Here is a 17,944-nt window from a genome sequence, read left to right on the forward strand (position 1 = left end):
TAGCATAAGAGCGACTATATTAACATTATACTATACTATATTAACAAGTTATTGAAGTAAATGTGTTTTTTTGATTATTCTGTATAGCTTTTTAAGATAAAGTAGTCTTTTATAATGCATTGTAAATTACAGTACAAAAGACTACCTTCAAGGTTATTCGAGATTTTTTATTGTTTGATAAAGAACTTTATATCGCTAATACTGTTCCAATCATCGGTTTCGTTACCACGACAAATAATTTTAATATAGCGTGCTTTTCTCGAAACGGAATAGGTGTCAAAAGAGGCTGTTGTTTTACTACTTGATAAACCTTGTTTTACCTCCATATAAGTTTTGTTCTCTCTAGAAACTTGAATGTCAAAATAATTCAATCTTGTTCGTCTATTTGTAAATTTTATCTCCAAATCGCAAAGCTCGTAAATAGCTCCTAAATCATAAATAAGGTATTCTCCATTTCCTTTAGCAGCCCATTGGGTATCCGGGTTGTTGTCTAAGGTGTTTTCTGGGTTTAAAGCCGAACTTGCTTGTACAGAAACCGGTGTAATTTCAAGACAGGTTTCATTTTTTCCTTCTGGTCTACCAGTAGGGAAGTACATGTCTATGATATCTTGTAATTGATGTACTGTAGCACCTGCTTCTGATTTATGATACTTATCCCACCACTTTTTAAGGAAACCCTTATAGTAGCTTTGTGATATGTTATCATGATAAGTAGCTTTTTTTATTTCAGCCTCGCTAAAATCTACTAATCCAAAAGATCTAAAGGCTTCATTATTCATTGGAACGATGGTTTTGTAGTAGGACAATTGATCATAAATTGCGGTAGATTGACTTAAGTTGTTTTTTTGAATTTCTTTTTCTAAGCCATTGAAATCAATTGGGTGAATACCCCAAAAATGGAGCAGTGGTCGTAAATCGTAACCAGCTGCTTGAGACATTCTTAATATTCTGTCATCCGTAGGAATGTCGTTTACACGGTTGGGGTTAGAATAATCTATTTCTCCCTTGTCATACATTTTACTTGTGTTTGCATAAAATTGCTCAATAGCCTCCCAATTAAAAAGTCGTACTAAATCAGCATATTTTGCATGTCCCCTTGGTTGGTATGAAAACTCCTGTCGGTATTGCCCTGTTTGAGAACTCATAGGATTACCAGATCTAAAATTTTCAGTTATCATCCAGCTAATGGCGGCTTCTTCAATGGAGTGTGATATGCCATACCCATTAAAGGACTCTTCAAAAGCCTTGTTCAATTCTACGCCAAATTTTTTGTTGTGCACAGCTACCCAAAGGAAATTAATCATCGATTCAATTTCACCTTTAAATTTGTAGATTTTTTCGGCATGGCCCTGTTCATGGAACAATACATTGGTTAGATATCCTCTTTCATTTCTTGGTCCATCTGTTAAATAGCTACTATGGTATCCTTTATAATCAATGTAGGGATCGTATGATACGTTTGATTGTGGGTAACCTGGGAAATTTGCTTTTCCTCTTTTTATAACATCTACCTGCATGTATATTACAGTCTTTGATCTAAGAAGTGGTCTGCCTAAAAGTGTTGAAATAGCATCCATAGACATATCCCAATCATCCATAGTTGTTTCAATATCATCAAAAGCATATATCCATGACGTTGGTACTTGCATCATTACTTTATCCGTTTCAATATCTGTCCATGGGGCCTTACGTAGTCTTTCTACATTTTTCCATTGGCTTGTACTTGTATGGTTGGCTACAGTTCTAGCATAATAAGGAGAGCGCACAACATTTTCTAAGGAAATGTTAAGGATGCCGAAATCATTTTGAAATGGGATATTGATATAAACACCTCCTCCTAATGGATTGGCAATTGTAGTTGTTGTTTTGTTTATCTCATATTTAGTGGTAACCCGATCTATTCTTTTAATGTCATTTTTCTTGGTTAAATCCCAAGTATGTGCGCCTACTAATATTGTTGCGCCTATACCGACTAATGAAGGAGGAACGGTTACTTTAGCAATACTTCCAGGTGCTAAATAACAGCCTGTTGGCCGCCTGGCATCTTCTGTTTCGTAATTGGCTGGTGTTCCTGGTTTTCTTACATGGGTTCCATTTATTTTAATGGTGTAAGTTTGCTTGGGATCTGCTGGTTGTTCTACGGCGCCAGGGAAATAGGAAGATGTTTTAAACAATCTATTTTTAAATAGTTTAGGATTGGTTGTTAGGTTTGCAGTGGTGTAAGCGTAATCCAGAACAGATTGCATAATGACAAGGATTACATTCTCTAGTTCAAAACCCGGTGCTAACCGTGCATATCCACCTTCTGATGGAGTGCCTTTCGTGAATAGTCCTCCGTGATTGTTCTCATATAATGCAATTACATCTAATGCTAGCTTTATGACTTTGTAATTGTCTTTAAAAAATAAGCTATCCGTTGTGATGGTATTGCTTACTGTTGTTAATTTGGTTGCTGTTAATTTAGATTTGCCTAAGAGATGTTTTTTAAGCTTTTTTAATTCAGCTAAGGATTTAGGATTTTCTATAGCAACGCTAAGGTTAATTTTTTCACTGCTAACGAAATCCAATTTCTCAAATGTCAATGCGGTGTCATTTCTAGATGTAAAAGACAGGTTGTGGGCAAAAATTTGGGAGGTTGGTATGGCCAACAAAAGCAATAACAGAAGATTTTTGTATGATAGATTTTTTTGCATTATTTAGATAGTTATATTAATAGTTTACGGTTGTATTAAAGAAAGCCTTGGTCTAGTTGCTCTGGGCTACAGTTCTAATACCTTTATATATACGACTGTGTTTGACTTGTTTCAATTTTAAAAATTGATTAGCAATTTTTAAAGGATACGGTATTTGTGTTACTTTTATTTTGGTTTAAGCGCGCTTCTATTTCCTTGGCTGTTTTGGTAATCGCTAAGCCCCCAAGGCCTGTACATCTAAGGGTATGTGGAATGGCGTCACCAACTTTTTTCATTGTTTCAATAACTTCATCAAGCGGTATAACCTGATCGTAATCAGATAAGGCCATATTGGCAGAGGAAATAGCTGTAGATGCGGCCATAACATTTCTGTTAAGGCAAGGAGCTTCTACTCGGTCTGCTACTGTATCACAAATAAGGCCAAGAGAACTTTGTAAAGCCATAGATGCCGCTGCTAAAGATTGATTTAAAGTTCCGTTTTTCAACACTACCACACCTGCTGCTGCCATACCAGAAGCCGATCCGCATTCTCCCATACAACCGCCAACTTCGGCAGAAAATGTTGCGTGGGCCGTTATAAAAACTCCAATTAGTCCTGCCGCAAGCATAGCTTCAATTATTTGTTTTCTGGGTAAATCTAGGGTGGTAGCAGTTCCTATTAGAGTTCCAGGAATAGCACCACATGATCCAGCGGTAGGTGCGGCTACAATTACACCCATTGAACTTTTAACCTCCATCATAGAAGAAGTGTATAGTATTGCATTGTTTAAGACATCCCCAGGGACAAGTGTTTTTTTGTCCATATTCTTTTTAAAAGATACTGATTGGCTTCCTAAAATCCTGTCTTTATAATTTGTTCCTTTTAATCCAAGATTTATAGAGTTTTGCATGACGTCAACGATCTCTCCCATCTTTTCAAAAACTTCGATAGGTGAGATGTTTCCTCTAATACTTTCATATTCAACAGCTAATTCCCATAGATTTAGATTTTTATTTTCGTTGTATTTTAATAACTCTTCAACCGTGATAAAAGGTACTGTGACCTCCTTTCTAGATTTAATAGGGAGTACTGGTGCAATTACTTTAATGTCATTTATAGAATTAATTTCCTGACACTTATGTATTAATTTTTTTTGCGCTGTACTGTCAGAATTTACAAGTATATACGAAGATAACCCCTTGTGTATGGTGGCATCTCCGAGATTTAAATCGGTTATGACTTTTTCTATTTCTTCAGGAGTATTTGTGTAAAGAAGTGTAGTGTAAAAATCACCCATCATGGAAACTGATGCTCCGTCTATTTCAATAATTTCGATCATTCCACCTCCGGTAGATATTCCTATGACTTGGTGGGATTCCTTATGGTTTTTTAATGTGATTTTATAAGTATTGGGATGCGTAGCGCCAATGGGGTGTATGTCTATTTTTATATGGATACCAGCTTCCTTAATATAAAGCTCATAATCTTTGAGACGCTCGTCATCTGCATTCCAGCCTAGTAATCCTCCAAACAAACCCATATCTGATCCTTGTCCAGAATGAGTAGTTGCTAAGGAGCCATTTGGATCAAATTCAATATATACATCGTCAATGTTGTCATTCATTAAGTTTCTACATATTCTTCCAATTCTTAATGCAGCTGCACAATGAGAACTAGAGGGTCCTCTCATAACAGGGCCAATTACATCATTAAAAATACTTGGATATAATTTCATAGTATGTGTATTATTTTGATTATCAGTTAAATATAAATATATACTTGAAATTAAATAAATTAAAAAGTCACATCACTATGTGTTAAAATTTAAATTTGATTTAAAATCATGCGTAAAATTACAATTTTTTTGTAATTTAGACTTTTTAATTTAAGTTTAAAAACTTTTAACACTTGAAATTATGACGACACCAATTGGCTTTAAAGTTCCCTTTCATAATAATAGTTGTGTACGTGCTTTGGAATGGAATGATGATTGTTTTTATGAAGCAGTACACTTTCACGAAGAATGCCAATTAACATATATTATTGAGGGTGAGGGAGATTTAGTCGTTGGTTCATCTACCTATAAATTTAATTCTGGTGACGCATATTTATTTGGAAAAAATTTGCCTCACGTATTTAAGAATACTAGTTTAAAAAGTAAATCATCAAGGGCTCGAACTATCAGTGTTTTTTTTAATTTAGATTCATTTCGGTCCATTCTTAATCTTGAGGATAATGATGAGGTTATAAGGTTAGAGCGCTTGTTAGATAAGGCATCTGTTGGTTTAAGATTGCCTCTTGATCAATCATTTAATTTAAACGATAGGATGGAAACCTTGTTTAAAATGAATGATTTTGATAAAGTTTTAGAATTATTAAATATTCTGAATGATGTCTCACTAAGTACAAAAATTAAGTTTTTAAACTCAGAGAGTATTTCGGATCAAGTATTTGATATTCGTGATATACATAGAATTAAAGAGGTTTTCAATTTTGTGAAGAATAATTGCCATACTAAAATTACCCTAGTAGATATGGCTCACAAATTTAAAATGACCCCAAGTGCTTTTTGTCGTTTTTTTAAATTGAGAACACAACAGACTTTTTCAAGTTTTTTATTGGAAGTACGAATTGAAAAAGCTTGTAAGTTGTTAAGAGAAGGAGCTCATAATGCCACTGAAAGTTGTTATGATTCTGGGTTTACCAATATATCTAATTATCATAGGCACTTTAAAAAGATTAAAGGAATGACGCCAACGCAGTATGTACTAGATTATGCGTGTTAATTAAGGTGTTTTTTGTAAGAGAGATTAGTTTCTAAAATGTTTAGTACCCTTGTGAATTAAAAAAACTTAAAGTATGAATCATTTAAAATATGCGCCAACGTTTAGTCAAAGTTCTTCGTTTTGTATAGAAAATGACACTATAGAAAGTTCTCATACACAACCACACAAACAATTTAAAGTAACATTAATTGTATCAGGAAAAGGGTCTCTTGTAGTTTTAGATAGGGTCGTAAAATTTAAAAAAGGAGATGTTTTTCTTTTTGGGATAAATTCGCCTAACGTTTTACTTAATTCAGAAAAAACAAAAAAGGATCATGAGGCTTCAAGTCTTAAAACAGTTTCATTATTATGTGATCAAGATAAGATTGAGAATTCTCTTAAGAATGTAAATGAAGCATACCGTATTAAAAAGTTATTGGAACAGATAGATTTTGGTGTTAAAGTGTCAAAAAGTTGTTCCAAACAATTAGGTGTGTATTTGAGTGATATTACAGAAGCTAAAGGCATTAAAAGGTTGTTGTTGTTTTTAAAAATATTGCACCTTGTTTCTAGAGATGAAGGGACAAAATTTTTGTCCTCGAAGGCTTTTCCAAAAAGAATGGACTATGATGTTAACTCTAAGATTTCCAACGTATATAAGTATGTCAAAGTAAATCATCATAAAAAAATTAGCTTGGAACAAGTGGCCGAAAAAGCAAATATGTCACCAACTGCTTTTTGTCGTTTTTTTAAAGCAAAGAGTAAAAAGACCTTTTCACAATATCTTATAGAAATTAGAATAGGCAATGCTTGTACATTATTATATGATCAGAATATAAGTGTGGAAGATTCTTGTTACAGTAGTGGATATAACAGTTTGTCAAACTTTCACAAACATTTTAAAAGGGTAATGGGTATGTCTCCTTCTGAATACCGCACCATTGTTTTAAATAAATAACCCAAGCAGTAAAAAGGTACTTTATTTTTTCAATTTTGTACTCTAATCCTTCTATTTACTATTTTTTTAGAAATATCTTAGCATAATAGTATAAAGATTAGCTAAAATGTGTGACAAAGGAATGGTCTTTTATTAATAGTATTGCTCTTGGTAAATGTAGTTTTAGTGGTGCTTTTTTCTCAATTGAAAATCATATAGTTACCTATTATACAGCTGCCAAAATGCAATTAATAATTAATTTAATAAAGAATGATTAAGAAAGGATTTTTTACTACGATGCTTTTTGTTTTGTTTTTTGCCTTGTATGGCGAAGCACAAAATACAACACCTTTGGTATTGGAAGACATTTATAAAAACAATGTTTATGGTCAAAAAGGCTTTGGACCTGTACGTTGGATGAAAGACAGTAAAGGCTATTCAACTCTAGAAAACAATAAAGGTGTAGGAGGAAAAGATATTGTAAAGTATGATGCAGCTTCAGGAAAAAGATCTGTTGTTGTGTCTGCTACTCAGCTGATTCCAAAAGGAGAAAAGGAACCAATTTCAATTTCTGATTACGAATGGTCTGCCAATAATAAGAAACTTCTTTTATTTACAAATACAAGAAAAGTATGGCGGTACCATACGCGTGGAGATTATTGGGTATTGAATTTAGAGACTAATAATTTGGTGCAGTTGGGAAAAAATTTACCAGAAGCAACATTAATGTTTGCTAAGTTTTCACCAGATGCTTCAAAAATAGCCTATGTAAGTGAACTGAATATTTATGTAGAAGATTTAATGCAACACAATATTAGTCCGTTAACCACAGATGGTGGTGATACTATCATAAACGGTACTTTTGATTGGGTGTATGAAGAAGAATTAAGTTGTAGAGATGGGTTTAGATGGAGTCCTGATGGAACTCATATCGCTTATTGGCAATCGGATACAAAGAATGTAGGTACTTTTTACATGATAAACAATGTGGATTCTATTTATTCTAAGCCAATTCCAATGCCGTATCCTAAGGTAGGGACGGAGCTTTCTTCAGTTAAAGTTGGAGTAGCGGCAATAGCAGGTGGAGCTACAAAATGGTTCGATATTCCTGGAGATCCAGCGAACAATTATTTGGCTCGTATGGATTTTATTCCTAACTCTAAAGAAGTAATGATTCAGCAATTAAACCGCAAGCAAAATACAAATAAGGTTTGGATTGGAGATACAGAAACTATGGATCTTACTACCATTTTGGTAGAGAAAAATGAAGGTTTTTTAGATGTACATGATGATATTCGTTGGTTAGACAATGAAAAATATTTCACATGGTCTAGCGAGAGAGATGGTTGGTTGCACTTGTATAAAGTGTCAAGGGATGGTAAAACAGTAGAACCTATTACAAAAGGGGAGTTTGATGTGGTAAATATAAATTGTATAGACCCAAAAGGAGGGTATGTCTATTATATTGCTTCCCCAGATAATTTTACGCAACGGTATTTGTACAGAAGTCGTATAGATGGTAAGGGGAAAGCAGAAAAAATAACACCGGCTTCTAATTCTGGTCAAAATTCCTATCAGATTTCGGATAATGCTAAATGGGGAATACAAACATTTCAAAATGCTATTACCCCACCAAAGTTTTCTTTAGTAAGTCTTCCTAATCATAAAGAAAAAAGAGTTTTAGAAGAGAACAAAGAATTAAAAGCAAAGTTTGATGCCTTGGGATTAAATCCAAAAGAGTTTGTAAAAGTAGATATAGGCGAAGAAGTTTTTGATGCCTTTATGATTAAACCAATTAATTTTGATGCTTCTAAAAAATATCCCCTACTTTTTTATGTGTATGGAGAACCTGCAGGTTCTACAGTACAAGATAACTGGAGTGGTGGTGATCTTTGGCACCAATATATGGCGCAAGAGGGGTATATTGTTATGAGTGTAGATAACCGAGGTACAAAAACACCTCGTGGAAGAGATTGGCGTCAGTCTATTTACGGTCAAATAGGTATTTTAGCAGCCAAAGATCAAAGTAAAATAGCGACAAAAATATTAAGTACTTATGATTTTCTAGATGCTGATAGAGTTGGTATTTGGGGATGGAGTGGTGGCGGACAAATGACGCTTAATTGTATGTTTAAATATCCGGAAATTTATAAATCGGGATTAGCGGTGTCTTTTGTTTCTGATCAAAAATTGTATGATGCAACCTATCAAGAAAGGTATATGGGATTAATTACAGAAAATGCGAAAGGCTATTTTGAAGGATCTCCCATAAATTATGCTCAAAACCTAGAAGGTAATCTAATGATAATGCACGGTACTGCAGATGATAACGTACACTATCAAAGTTATGAGATGCTAATTAATAGGTTAATTAAACACAATAAAATTTTTAATATGATGTCTTATCCAATGCGGGCACACTCTATATATGAAAGAGAAAACACCTCGTATCATTTGAGAGAAACAATGGAGGTTTTTTGGAAAAATAATCTGCCAGCAGGTGGAAAATAAGAATTGAATAATTAAGTAAATCCATAATTTGTAATATGCAGTTAAGAGATGAGTTTATAAAAAGAAGGCAAAATTTAAAGGAGATTGTTGGTGACGGTGTTGTTCTTTTTATAGGTAATGAAGAAAGTAGTATTAACTTTAAGGACAATTGGTACCCCTTTCGTCAGGATAGTACATTTGCATACTTTTTTGGATTAAATCATCCAGATTTATTAGGTGTTATTGATATTGATGCCGATAAAGAAATAATTTTTGGAGATGATGTATCTATTGATGATATCGTTTTTACAGGGCCATTGCCATTGTTAGAAGACGAGGCAGCGGAGGTAGGTGTTTCTGAAGTTGTTGAATTGTCAGGTTTACAAAGTTATTTTCAAAAGGCAATTCAAGAAGGTAGGAAGATACATTTTATTCCGCCGTACCGCCCAGAGCAAACACTTCTTTTGTCCTCAACTTTGGATATTCCAGTAGCTAATGTTAAAGAAAATTTCTCGGTTGCTTTGGTAAAAGCAGTTGTAGCCCTGCGTTCTATAAAATCTGAATATGAAGTACAAGAAATAGAAAAGGCGGTAAATGTAACAGTGAATATGCACTATAAAGCTATGGAGATGGCTAAGGAAGGCTTAATTGAAGCTGATTTATATGGAGCTGTTACTAATATTGCACTGGCAGAAGGAAGTGGTACTTCATTTCCGGTTATTATGACAATCAATGGTCATATTTTACACAATCACTACCGTGGTAATAAACTAAAAAGCGGCGATATGGTATTGTGCGACTGTGGTGCCGAAATAAGTTCAAATTATGTTGGTGATCTAACCCGTACTTTTCCGGTGGATGAAAAGTTTACTACAAAGCAAAAAGAGATTTACGATATTGTGTATTCCTCGTATAGCACTGCAGTTTCTAAATTAAAACCTGGAGAATTATTTTACAATATTCATGTAGCTGCTTCTGTTGCCATTGTTGAAGGTTTAATTTCGGTAGGTTTAATGAAAGGAGATCCCGTTAAAGCCGTAGAAAATGGAGCACACACTTTATTCTTTCAATGTGGTTTAGGACATATGATGGGTATGGATGTTCATGATATGGAGAATTTAGGAGAGCAATATGTAGGTTATTCAGATGATTTTATTCAGAGTAAAGAATTTGGATTTAAGTCGTTGCGAATGGGTAGAAAACTTGAAGCAGGAATGGTGGTCACTATTGAGCCTGGAATTTATATCATTCCCGAATTGATAACGCTAAGAAAAAGTCAGAATTTGTATATGGATTTTGTTGAATACGATAACCTAGAAGCATACTTAGACTTTGGTGGTATCCGTATTGAAGATGATTTTTTAATTACGCCAGAAGGGAGTCGACTTTTAGGAAATAGATTACCATCAACTTCAGATGAAATTGAAGCCTTTAGAAAAACTAAAAAAAGAATGTAAATTCTTTAATACCAATCTAGTCTAACTACTTTTAACAAGCAGTAAAACCATATACGAAAGTGTATGGTTTTTTTGGTTTAAGATTCTATTCCTTTACTGCAAAATGCACAACACTAGAATGGCTTTTATGGTGTTTAATATGTTCATGGTCGTAAGGAATTGGAGTATACCTACTAATTGAAGTGGGGTGTAACGCTATTTTAATGTTAGAATAAAGGTTTTATTGGTCATTATGTAGTTTAATTGGTGTTATAATTCTATCTATTTTTGAAAATGATTCCAATTACTTAATCTATATTTAAAGGGAGTATTAGGAAAAAAATAAAAAAGGTAAGGCAGAGTTTAAATTCTAAGTGAGATGAATATTGTAATTGTACCAGATTCTTTTAAAGAATGCTTATCGGCAAAAGCGGTTGCTGCCAATATTTCTATTGGAATTTTGCAAGTTTTCCCAAAAGCAACACTAGTAGAAATTCCTATATCAGACGGGGGGGAAGGAATGCTTGAAAGTATTGCCTATGGAATTGAAGTGAAATTGGTTACCGTAGAAGTTATGGATCCATTGATGAGAAATATAGAAGCACAATACGGTATTCTAAAAGACAAGAAAACAGCGGTTATAGAAATGGCAAAGGCATCTGGCCTGGAACTGTTGAAAGAGGAGGAGAAAAATCCGATGATAACTTCAACCTATGGTACGGGGCAATTAATAAAAGATGCTTTAGACAAAGGATGCACTAAGATTATTATTGGTATTGGGGGTACTGCCACCAATGATGGGGGAGCAGGGATGGTAAAGGCGCTTGGTGCTAGATTATTGGACAGTAAGGAAAAACTCATAAAAGAAGGAGGAGGGTATTTAAATGAGCTTCATACTATTGATATGTCCAATTTTGATGAAAGAATTCTACAATGTGAGCTTGTGGTTGCTTGTGATGTAAGGAATCCGTTAACAGGTAAAAATGGAGCTTCCTTAGTTTATGGAAAGCAAAAAGGTGGGAAAACCAAAGACCTGGAGCAATTGGATGCCAATTTAACTCACTACGCAAAATGTATAGATGCCACCCTAGGTATTGCGGTAGCAAACATCCCGGGTGCTGGAGCTGCAGGAGGAACAGGAGCTGCATTATTGGCTTTTTTAAAGGGAAAATTAAGCACAGGAATTGAATTAATGATGGAAACTTTACAATTGGAGGAGCATATAAAAAATGCAGATTTGGTAATAACAGCTGAAGGCAAAATAGATGGGCAAACGCTCCACGGAAAGACCATTGCAGGTGTTGCAAAATTAGCTCAAAAACAGCATGTTCCAGTAATTGTGATCACCGGGAATATTGATGACAATATAGAAGAAATATATACCATGGGTGTTTGCGCAGTTCACGCTATAGTAAATAAGCCAATGAATTTAAGTGAAGCAATAGCACAAGCACCTAACTTAATACAACAATGTGCAAAAAATATTATGGGTACAATAGCTCCTTTTGCAAGGAATTGAATAGGTCCAAGCTAAAAACTATAAATTAAAATGAAGCGTATACAAAACCATAACTTAAGAAAAGATAGCAGTATAGTTATGGTGGGTTGTTTTGATACCAAAGCAGAAGATTTTGAGTATCTCTACAGCTGCCTGTCAAAGAAAGGATTTAAGGTTATAACCATCAATACAGGTGTTTACGGAACTACAAAATTATTTCCGGTAGATTTTGAAGCCAAAGACGTGGCTCAAAATACGGGCGCTAGTATTTTGTCACTACAGAAAAATAAAGAAAGGGGAAAGGCCATAGCAGTAATGGGAGCCGGAGCTGCTCAAATTGTCACCAATCTTTATAGTGAAAATAAGATTGGAGGGATCATAGGTATGGGGGGTGGTGGTGGAACCTTTATCGCTCTTCAGGTGATGCGTGTCTTACCTTTTGGATTTCCTAAATTGTGTATTAGTACCTTGGCCACCAAAGATTTAACAGCGCAGATAGGTAGTAAGGATATTACCTTAGTACCTTCTATTGTAGATATTGCAGGCCTAAATAGTATTAGCAAACATGTCATGCAACAGGCGGCGGCGGCCCTATGTGGAATGATGGATGCCATAGAATTGGTGGAAGAAAGGGATGTTAAAAGCATTGCAATTAGTGTTTTTGGGAATACTACTGTATGTGTTGATGTATGTTCAGAATTATTAAAATCTGAAGACTTTGAGGTGCTTGCTTTTCATTCCGTAGGAATAGGAGGGCAGACCATGGAAGAACTAACTTTAGAAGGATGTTTTGATGCTATTTTAGATATTACAACTACAGAATTGGCCGATGAACTTTGTGGTGGAATCTGCAGTGCTGGGCCCGACCGACTAACGGCGGCTTCAAATATGGGAATTCCGCAAATTGTTGTTCCTGGGTGTTTAGATATGGTGAATTTTGGTCCTTTGGATTCAGTACCAGTAAAGTATAAAAAAAGGCAGTTGTTTTCTTGGGCACCCAATGTAACTCTTATGCGGACTAATAAAGATGAAAATAGAATATTAGGAAGAATAATTGCAGAAAGTTTGAATACATCCAAGGGCCCAGTAACTGTATTGTTGCCTTTAGGCGGATTATCAAAAATTGGCGCCACTGGAGAAGTTTTTCATAATCCTGAAATAGATAAGGAGTTGTTCAATTCCCTAAAAAGTACATTAAATAATAACATAAAAGTAGTAGAAGTGGATGCAAATATTAATACATCCCATTTTGCAACATATGCTGTAAATGAGTTATTGAAATTCATTAAAAAATAAAAAATACGGTAGCCTAGTCACTATTTTTGTACTTGATTTATTTCATATAATGAGATTATAAATTGAGGAATTAGGTATAATACAGTTACTATTGGCAATATTTCAGATAGATATTCGGGAAAATATATTCCAATTTTGTAATTAGATTTAAAAAATATTCAATCATGCCAAATATATGGACAGGTAAGGGAAACCCTTACACCAAACAAGAAGTTAGAGATAGATTGCAAGCTGTAGTAAACCAAAATAAGGCCATTATTGCAGCCGGTGCAGGAACGGGAATAAGCGCTAAGTTTATTGAAAAAGGGGGAGCCGATTTAATTATTGTTTATAATTCGGGCAGATTTAGAATGTCTGGACATGGTTCTACCGCTGGTATGATGGCTTACGGGGATGCTAATGCAGTTGCTATGGAAATCGGTGAGTTTGAGGTGCTGCCAGTAGTTGAGGAAATTCCAGTGATATGCGGAGTCCATGGTAGTGACCCGCGCAGAAGAATGTGGCATTTTTTAGGAAAAGTGAAAGATATGGGATTTTCCGGAGTAAATAATTTTCCAACCCATTCCATTATAGATGGTCATTTTAGAAATGTGCTCGAAGAAACAGGGATGAGCTTTCAAAAAGAGGTTGAAATGATCCGTTTGGCAACAAAAATGGATTTATTTTCGGTTGTATATGTTGGCAAACCTGAAGAAGCAGTGCAAATGGCAGACGTTGGAGCAGATGCCATCATTGCTCATGTAGGAACAACCGTTGGGGGATCTATTGGCGTTACACAGGCTACCGCATCTATGGATGATGCTTTAGAGCGCACCCAACGCATCATAGATGCTGTTAAGCAATCTAACCCTAATACTTTGTTTCTTGCCCATGGCGGCCCTATAAATACACCAAAGGATGTAAAATATGTCCTTGAAAATACCAATGGATTGCATGGATTTGTTGGTGCTTCTTCCTTAGAAAGAATGGGAATAGAACAGTCATTAACCAATTTAACAAAAGAGTTCAAGGCAATAACCTTATAATTTCTGATGGATAAAAAGTGGAAATTTGTCAAAGAAAAAGACCTGCTGTTGGAAAGGGTTTTGGGGCGTGTTCACTATTGGCATAGTCATCCCGAAATAATTGAAAACGGAAGCACCTATCTGGTAAAGGTTGTGATGCCAAAGGGAGGTTGCCATGATTTTCATATACATCCAGAAATGAACGAGATCTTGTATATTTTAAAGGGCACTGCAGAACAATGGATTGAAAATGAAATGGAAATTTTAAAGGAAGGAGATTCTGTGTTTTTAGACCAAAATATAGCCCATGCTACTTTTAATGTAGGGGATGATGATTTAGAGTTTTTAGCGATGCTATCTCCAGTAGATGGGTGGGCCGCGGGAACTGTGGATGTCAGTGAAGACTTGCCGTACTCTGAATATAGAAAGCACAAATAAACTGAATGTGGGGGGCTTAAAACTCTTTTGCATCAAATCAAATTGGTTCGTAATTGTTAAAATAGTATAGATGAAAAAAGTAAAATTTTGTTTTGTATTTCTAAGTTGTTTGTTATTGCTTTTTACAGCGTGCAAAGAACGAAATGAAAAGTTACCTGCTTTAACCTATTCGGGTGAAAACCCTAGAGTACAAAACCCATTAAGCCCAGAAGATTCTCAAAAGCATATTCAATTACCTGAAGGATTTAAGGCCGAATTATATGCTGCTGAACCAGACATCATTAACCCAATAGCTTTTGCTTGGGATGCAAAGGGAAGGCTCTGGGTTGTACAATCTAAAGATTATCCACATGGATTAAATAATGATGTAGGCGGGGATAGGATAACCATTTGCGAAGATACTACTGGAAATGGCAAGGCAGATACCTTTACAGATTTTGCCACCAACCAAAATCTAATAACAGGTATAACGATTGTTAAGGGCGGAATTATAGTTGCTCAAGCTCCAAATATGGTTTTTCTACAAGATACCAATGGTGATGATAAGATGGATAAAAGCACTATTTTGTTTGCAGGTTTTGGAACTTTTGATACTCATGCAGGGCCTTCAAATTTGCGGTATGGTCTGGATAACATGATTTGGGGTTCTGTGGGTTACTCTGGCTTTGAAAACTCATTTCAGGGCAAGGGTGTAAACTTTAAAATGGGGGTATTTAAATTTGCTAAAGATGGTTCTTCTTTTGAGCCAGTGGGTCAATTTAATAATAATACCTGGGGCCTCGGATTTAATGAGAATTTTGAAATTTTTGGATCAACAGCAAATAACAATCATTGTTGTTATGTAGGTATTCCGTTACGTCATTATGAATATTTAAGTAAAATGCCTTCATGGGCTGTAAACGCAGATTTTATACAAGGGCACTATGAAATTACTGCCGCAGATACCATCCCATTACAGCAAGTAGATGTACGTGGAGGCTATACGGCAGCAGCAGGTGCTAATTTTTATACAGCAAGGAATTATCCAGAAATCTATCAGAACCAAATGTATGTTTGTGAGCCTACTGGGCATTTGGTTCATATCGCAAAAATTGTGGAAGAGGGCGCAGGGTATAAAGAAGTTGATGGAGGGAATATTTTTGCCAGTACAGATGCATGGACAGCGCCTGTGTTTGCAGAAACTGGTCCCGATGGAAATTTATGGGTTGCCGATTGGTACAATCCAGTAATTCAACACAACCCAGACAATAGGGGAATGGATAATCAAATATGGAACGAAGAAAAAGGGGAAGGAAATGCTCATATAAATACGTTAAGAGATTATGGTCATGGCCGTATCTATAAAATTACCTATGACGATGGTAAGAAATCTGGTATAACTTCCTTGAGCCCTGAAGGAGATGTAGCACTTCTAGAAGGGTTAAAAAGCGATAATATGTTTTGGAGGACTACAGCACAACGCATCATCGTTGAAGAACAGAGAACAGGTTTAATTCCAGAATTAATAGATTTTATTCATAAGGATGTTAGTAGTCCAGGGGCTTTACACGCCTTATGGACACTGAAAGGACTAGGTGCTTTCGAAGATGGTAATCTAGATCTTAATGATTTAATTAGTATGGCATTAGAGAAGGGTACTTTTGCGGTTAAAAGAGCCGCTATGGCCATGTTGCCAAATTCCCAAAAAGGGAGTGATATTTTGGCCAAATCAGGAGTTTTAACGAGCGAAAACCCCAAGCTTTGTTTGGCAGCTGTTCTCAAGGCAAGTGAACTGCCAGAATCTAGTGACCTATATGCGGAAATGGATAAATTATCTCGGGACCAAATTAGTGCCTCAGACAAATGGATTAATGCAGCTATAAAAATATATTTTAAGGAATTAAACGTGGAAGAAGTAAACCCTTCATCTGTAGTTATGCTATTGCCTACTGCGCAAGATAAAAAGTCCTTATGGAAGTATACAACTACCAAACCCAATATGGATTGGACAAAAGAAAGTTTTAATGATGATGCTTGGAAAAACGGAGCTGCTATGTTTGGTAGTGAAAATAAAGAAGCAGTGAATACAGCATGGACTTCTTCTGATATTTGGATGCGAAGAGAAGTAAACCTTTCGGAAACAATAAGTGAACCAATTCTTAAAATAGCCCATGATGATGATTACGAGATATTTATAAATGGACAACTTTTACATACAGATACGGGAGCTAGTGGTACCTATAAATATATTAAATTGGATACTGAAAAAGGACAATTGTTTAAAAAGGGAAAAAATGTAATTGCAGTGCATTGTGTGAATACGGGAGGTGTTCAACATATTGATGTGGGACTAGGGAAAATTGGTGCTGTAAAAACAGATGCAACCTTTGTTCTCAATACAGTTAATCAAGAAATGGCTTTTGATAAAAATAAGTTATATGCAACAGCCGGGCAGACTATTGAAATAATAGTGAATAATAAAGATCAGATGCCCCATAATTTAGTGTTGCTTCAGCCTAATAGTTTGGATACCTTTGGAAAAATGGTTGATGAATTTGTAACAAATCCAGACGCACAGAAAATGGGCTATGTCCCAAAATCTAGATATCTTTTAGGTGCTACCAATATGTTAGGTCCCGGTGATAAAGGATCACTAATTGTTACATTACCGGATACGCCTGGAATTTATCCCTATGTATGTACATTTCCTGGACATTGGCGTATGATGCAAGGTGTTCTAATAGTTACCGCTCCAGGTTCCTATATTTCTGAAACTAAAGATGCTTTAAAGATTTCAGTCATGGGTGGGGGTGGATCTCATGACTTTCTTAAGTATTTTGGAGTTGTGGATGGAAAAATACTTAGTGATTCAGGGAAGAATACGGTCATTTATACAGAAAACTCTTTAGAATTAGGAGAATTAATTCAAAGCTCAAACATCTTAATGTTAAGTAATAATAAACCTTTAGATATACAGACCAAAAATACTATAATGTCTAGGGTAAATGAAGGTTCTTTGAACCTACTCATTTATCATCCAAGTACATGGTATAATTGGGAAGATTGGCCAGAATACAATAAAACCCTTGTGGGTGGAGGATCAAGATCTCATGAAGCCTTGCAGGAGTTTGAAGTTATAGTGGTCAAGCCAAACCATCCAATAATGAAAGGCATACCTTCAAAATTTAAAATTGTTGATGAACTTTATAGATGGGAAAAAGAACCCGAGGCAAACATTGAAGTGTTGGCAATGGCTCGCGGAATAGAATCTGGTAAGGAATACCCCGCTGTTTGGGTTGTAAAACACCCTAAAGCAAAAATAGTAGGCAATACATTAGGACATGATGAAAGAGCACACGATCACAAGGCATATCAAACCATTTTAAAAAATAGCTTAGATTGGGTAAAACCGAATAAATAATAGAAAG

General features: G+C 35.3%; 11 protein-coding genes. 9 read left to right on the forward strand and 2 right to left on the reverse strand.

Annotated elements, in window-relative coordinates; genetic code table 11:
• Positions 1 to 167: 167 nt before the first annotated feature.
• Entirely contained in the window at positions 168 to 2,693 is a 2,526-nt protein-coding gene (locus MWU65_RS04840) for a M60 family peptidase N-terminal accessory domain-containing protein (protein WP_247076050.1), read from the reverse strand.
• A 128-nt stretch (positions 2,694 to 2,821) separates the two neighbouring features.
• Positions 2,822 to 4,408, reverse strand: coding sequence for an L-serine ammonia-lyase, iron-sulfur-dependent, subunit alpha (locus tag MWU65_RS04845; RefSeq protein ID WP_247076051.1), 1,587 nt, complete (start codon positions 4,406 to 4,408; stop codon positions 2,822 to 2,824).
• 181 nt (positions 4,409 to 4,589) lie between these two features.
• Between MWU65_RS04845 and MWU65_RS04850 the strand changes: the two genes are divergently transcribed.
• From MWU65_RS04850 to MWU65_RS04890, 9 genes are all read left to right on the forward strand, one after another.
• A complete protein-coding gene (locus MWU65_RS04850) occupies positions 4,590 to 5,459 on the forward strand; it encodes an AraC family transcriptional regulator (protein ID WP_247076052.1) in 870 nt (289 codons plus the stop codon).
• A gap of 73 nt (positions 5,460 to 5,532) precedes the next feature.
• Positions 5,533 to 6,396, forward strand: a complete 864-nt coding sequence (locus MWU65_RS04855) for an AraC family transcriptional regulator (RefSeq protein WP_247076053.1) — start codon at positions 5,533 to 5,535, stop codon at positions 6,394 to 6,396.
• Between the two features lie 249 nt (positions 6,397 to 6,645).
• Positions 6,646 to 8,886, forward strand: a complete 2,241-nt coding sequence (locus MWU65_RS04860) for a S9 family peptidase (protein ID WP_247076054.1) — start codon at positions 6,646 to 6,648, stop codon at positions 8,884 to 8,886.
• 35 nt (positions 8,887 to 8,921) lie between these two features.
• Positions 8,922 to 10,322, forward strand: coding sequence for an aminopeptidase P family protein (locus MWU65_RS04865; RefSeq protein WP_247076055.1), 1,401 nt, complete (start codon positions 8,922 to 8,924; stop codon positions 10,320 to 10,322).
• A gap of 358 nt (positions 10,323 to 10,680) precedes the next feature.
• Positions 10,681 to 11,820, forward strand: coding sequence for a glycerate kinase (locus tag MWU65_RS04870; protein ID WP_247076056.1), 1,140 nt, complete (start codon positions 10,681 to 10,683; stop codon positions 11,818 to 11,820).
• A 30-nt stretch (positions 11,821 to 11,850) separates the two neighbouring features.
• A complete protein-coding gene (locus tag MWU65_RS04875) occupies positions 11,851 to 13,095 on the forward strand; it encodes a Tm-1-like ATP-binding domain-containing protein (RefSeq protein ID WP_247076057.1) in 1,245 nt (414 codons plus the stop codon).
• A 164-nt stretch (positions 13,096 to 13,259) separates the two neighbouring features.
• Positions 13,260 to 14,120 carry a phosphoenolpyruvate hydrolase family protein gene (locus tag MWU65_RS04880; RefSeq protein ID WP_247076058.1) on the forward strand — a complete coding sequence of 287 codons (861 nt, stop codon included), beginning with the start codon at positions 13,260 to 13,262 and terminating at the stop codon, positions 14,118 to 14,120.
• Positions 14,121 to 14,126: 6 nt separating this feature from the next.
• Positions 14,127 to 14,537 carry a cupin domain-containing protein gene (locus MWU65_RS04885; protein WP_247076059.1) on the forward strand — a complete coding sequence of 137 codons (411 nt, stop codon included), beginning with the start codon at positions 14,127 to 14,129 and terminating at the stop codon, positions 14,535 to 14,537.
• A 70-nt stretch (positions 14,538 to 14,607) separates the two neighbouring features.
• Positions 14,608 to 17,937 (forward strand): PVC-type heme-binding CxxCH protein, encoded by a 3,330-nt coding sequence (locus MWU65_RS04890; RefSeq protein WP_247076060.1) that lies wholly within the window; start codon positions 14,608 to 14,610, stop codon positions 17,935 to 17,937.
• Positions 17,938 to 17,944: the final 7 nt, after the last annotated feature.

This window comes from Cellulophaga sp. F20128 (assembly GCF_023015805.1).
Taxonomy (GTDB): domain Bacteria; phylum Bacteroidota; class Bacteroidia; order Flavobacteriales; family Flavobacteriaceae; genus Cellulophaga.

Bases quoted from the DNA above. Each gene is read 5' to 3' on its own strand.
- MWU65_RS04845 (WP_247076051.1), bottom strand. From the start codon at position 4,408: ATGAAATTATATCCAAGTATTTTTAATGATGTAATTGGCCCTGTTATG.
- MWU65_RS04860 (WP_247076054.1), top strand. From the start codon at position 6,646: ATGATTAAGAAAGGATTTTTTACTACGATGCTTTTTGTTTTGTTTTTT.
- MWU65_RS04840 (WP_247076050.1), bottom strand. From the start codon at position 2,693: ATGCAAAAAAATCTATCATACAAAAATCTTCTGTTATTGCTTTTGTTG.
- MWU65_RS04880 (WP_247076058.1), top strand. From the start codon at position 13,260: ATGCCAAATATATGGACAGGTAAGGGAAACCCTTACACCAAACAAGAA.
- MWU65_RS04890 (WP_247076060.1), top strand. From the start codon at position 14,608: ATGAAAAAAGTAAAATTTTGTTTTGTATTTCTAAGTTGTTTGTTATTG.
- MWU65_RS04850 (WP_247076052.1), top strand. From the start codon at position 4,590: ATGACGACACCAATTGGCTTTAAAGTTCCCTTTCATAATAATAGTTGT.
- MWU65_RS04865 (WP_247076055.1), top strand. From the start codon at position 8,922: ATGCAGTTAAGAGATGAGTTTATAAAAAGAAGGCAAAATTTAAAGGAG.
- MWU65_RS04885 (WP_247076059.1), top strand. From the start codon at position 14,127: ATGGATAAAAAGTGGAAATTTGTCAAAGAAAAAGACCTGCTGTTGGAA.
- MWU65_RS04875 (WP_247076057.1), top strand. From the start codon at position 11,851: ATGAAGCGTATACAAAACCATAACTTAAGAAAAGATAGCAGTATAGTT.
- MWU65_RS04870 (WP_247076056.1), top strand. From the start codon at position 10,681: ATGAATATTGTAATTGTACCAGATTCTTTTAAAGAATGCTTATCGGCA.
- MWU65_RS04855 (WP_247076053.1), top strand. From the start codon at position 5,533: ATGAATCATTTAAAATATGCGCCAACGTTTAGTCAAAGTTCTTCGTTT.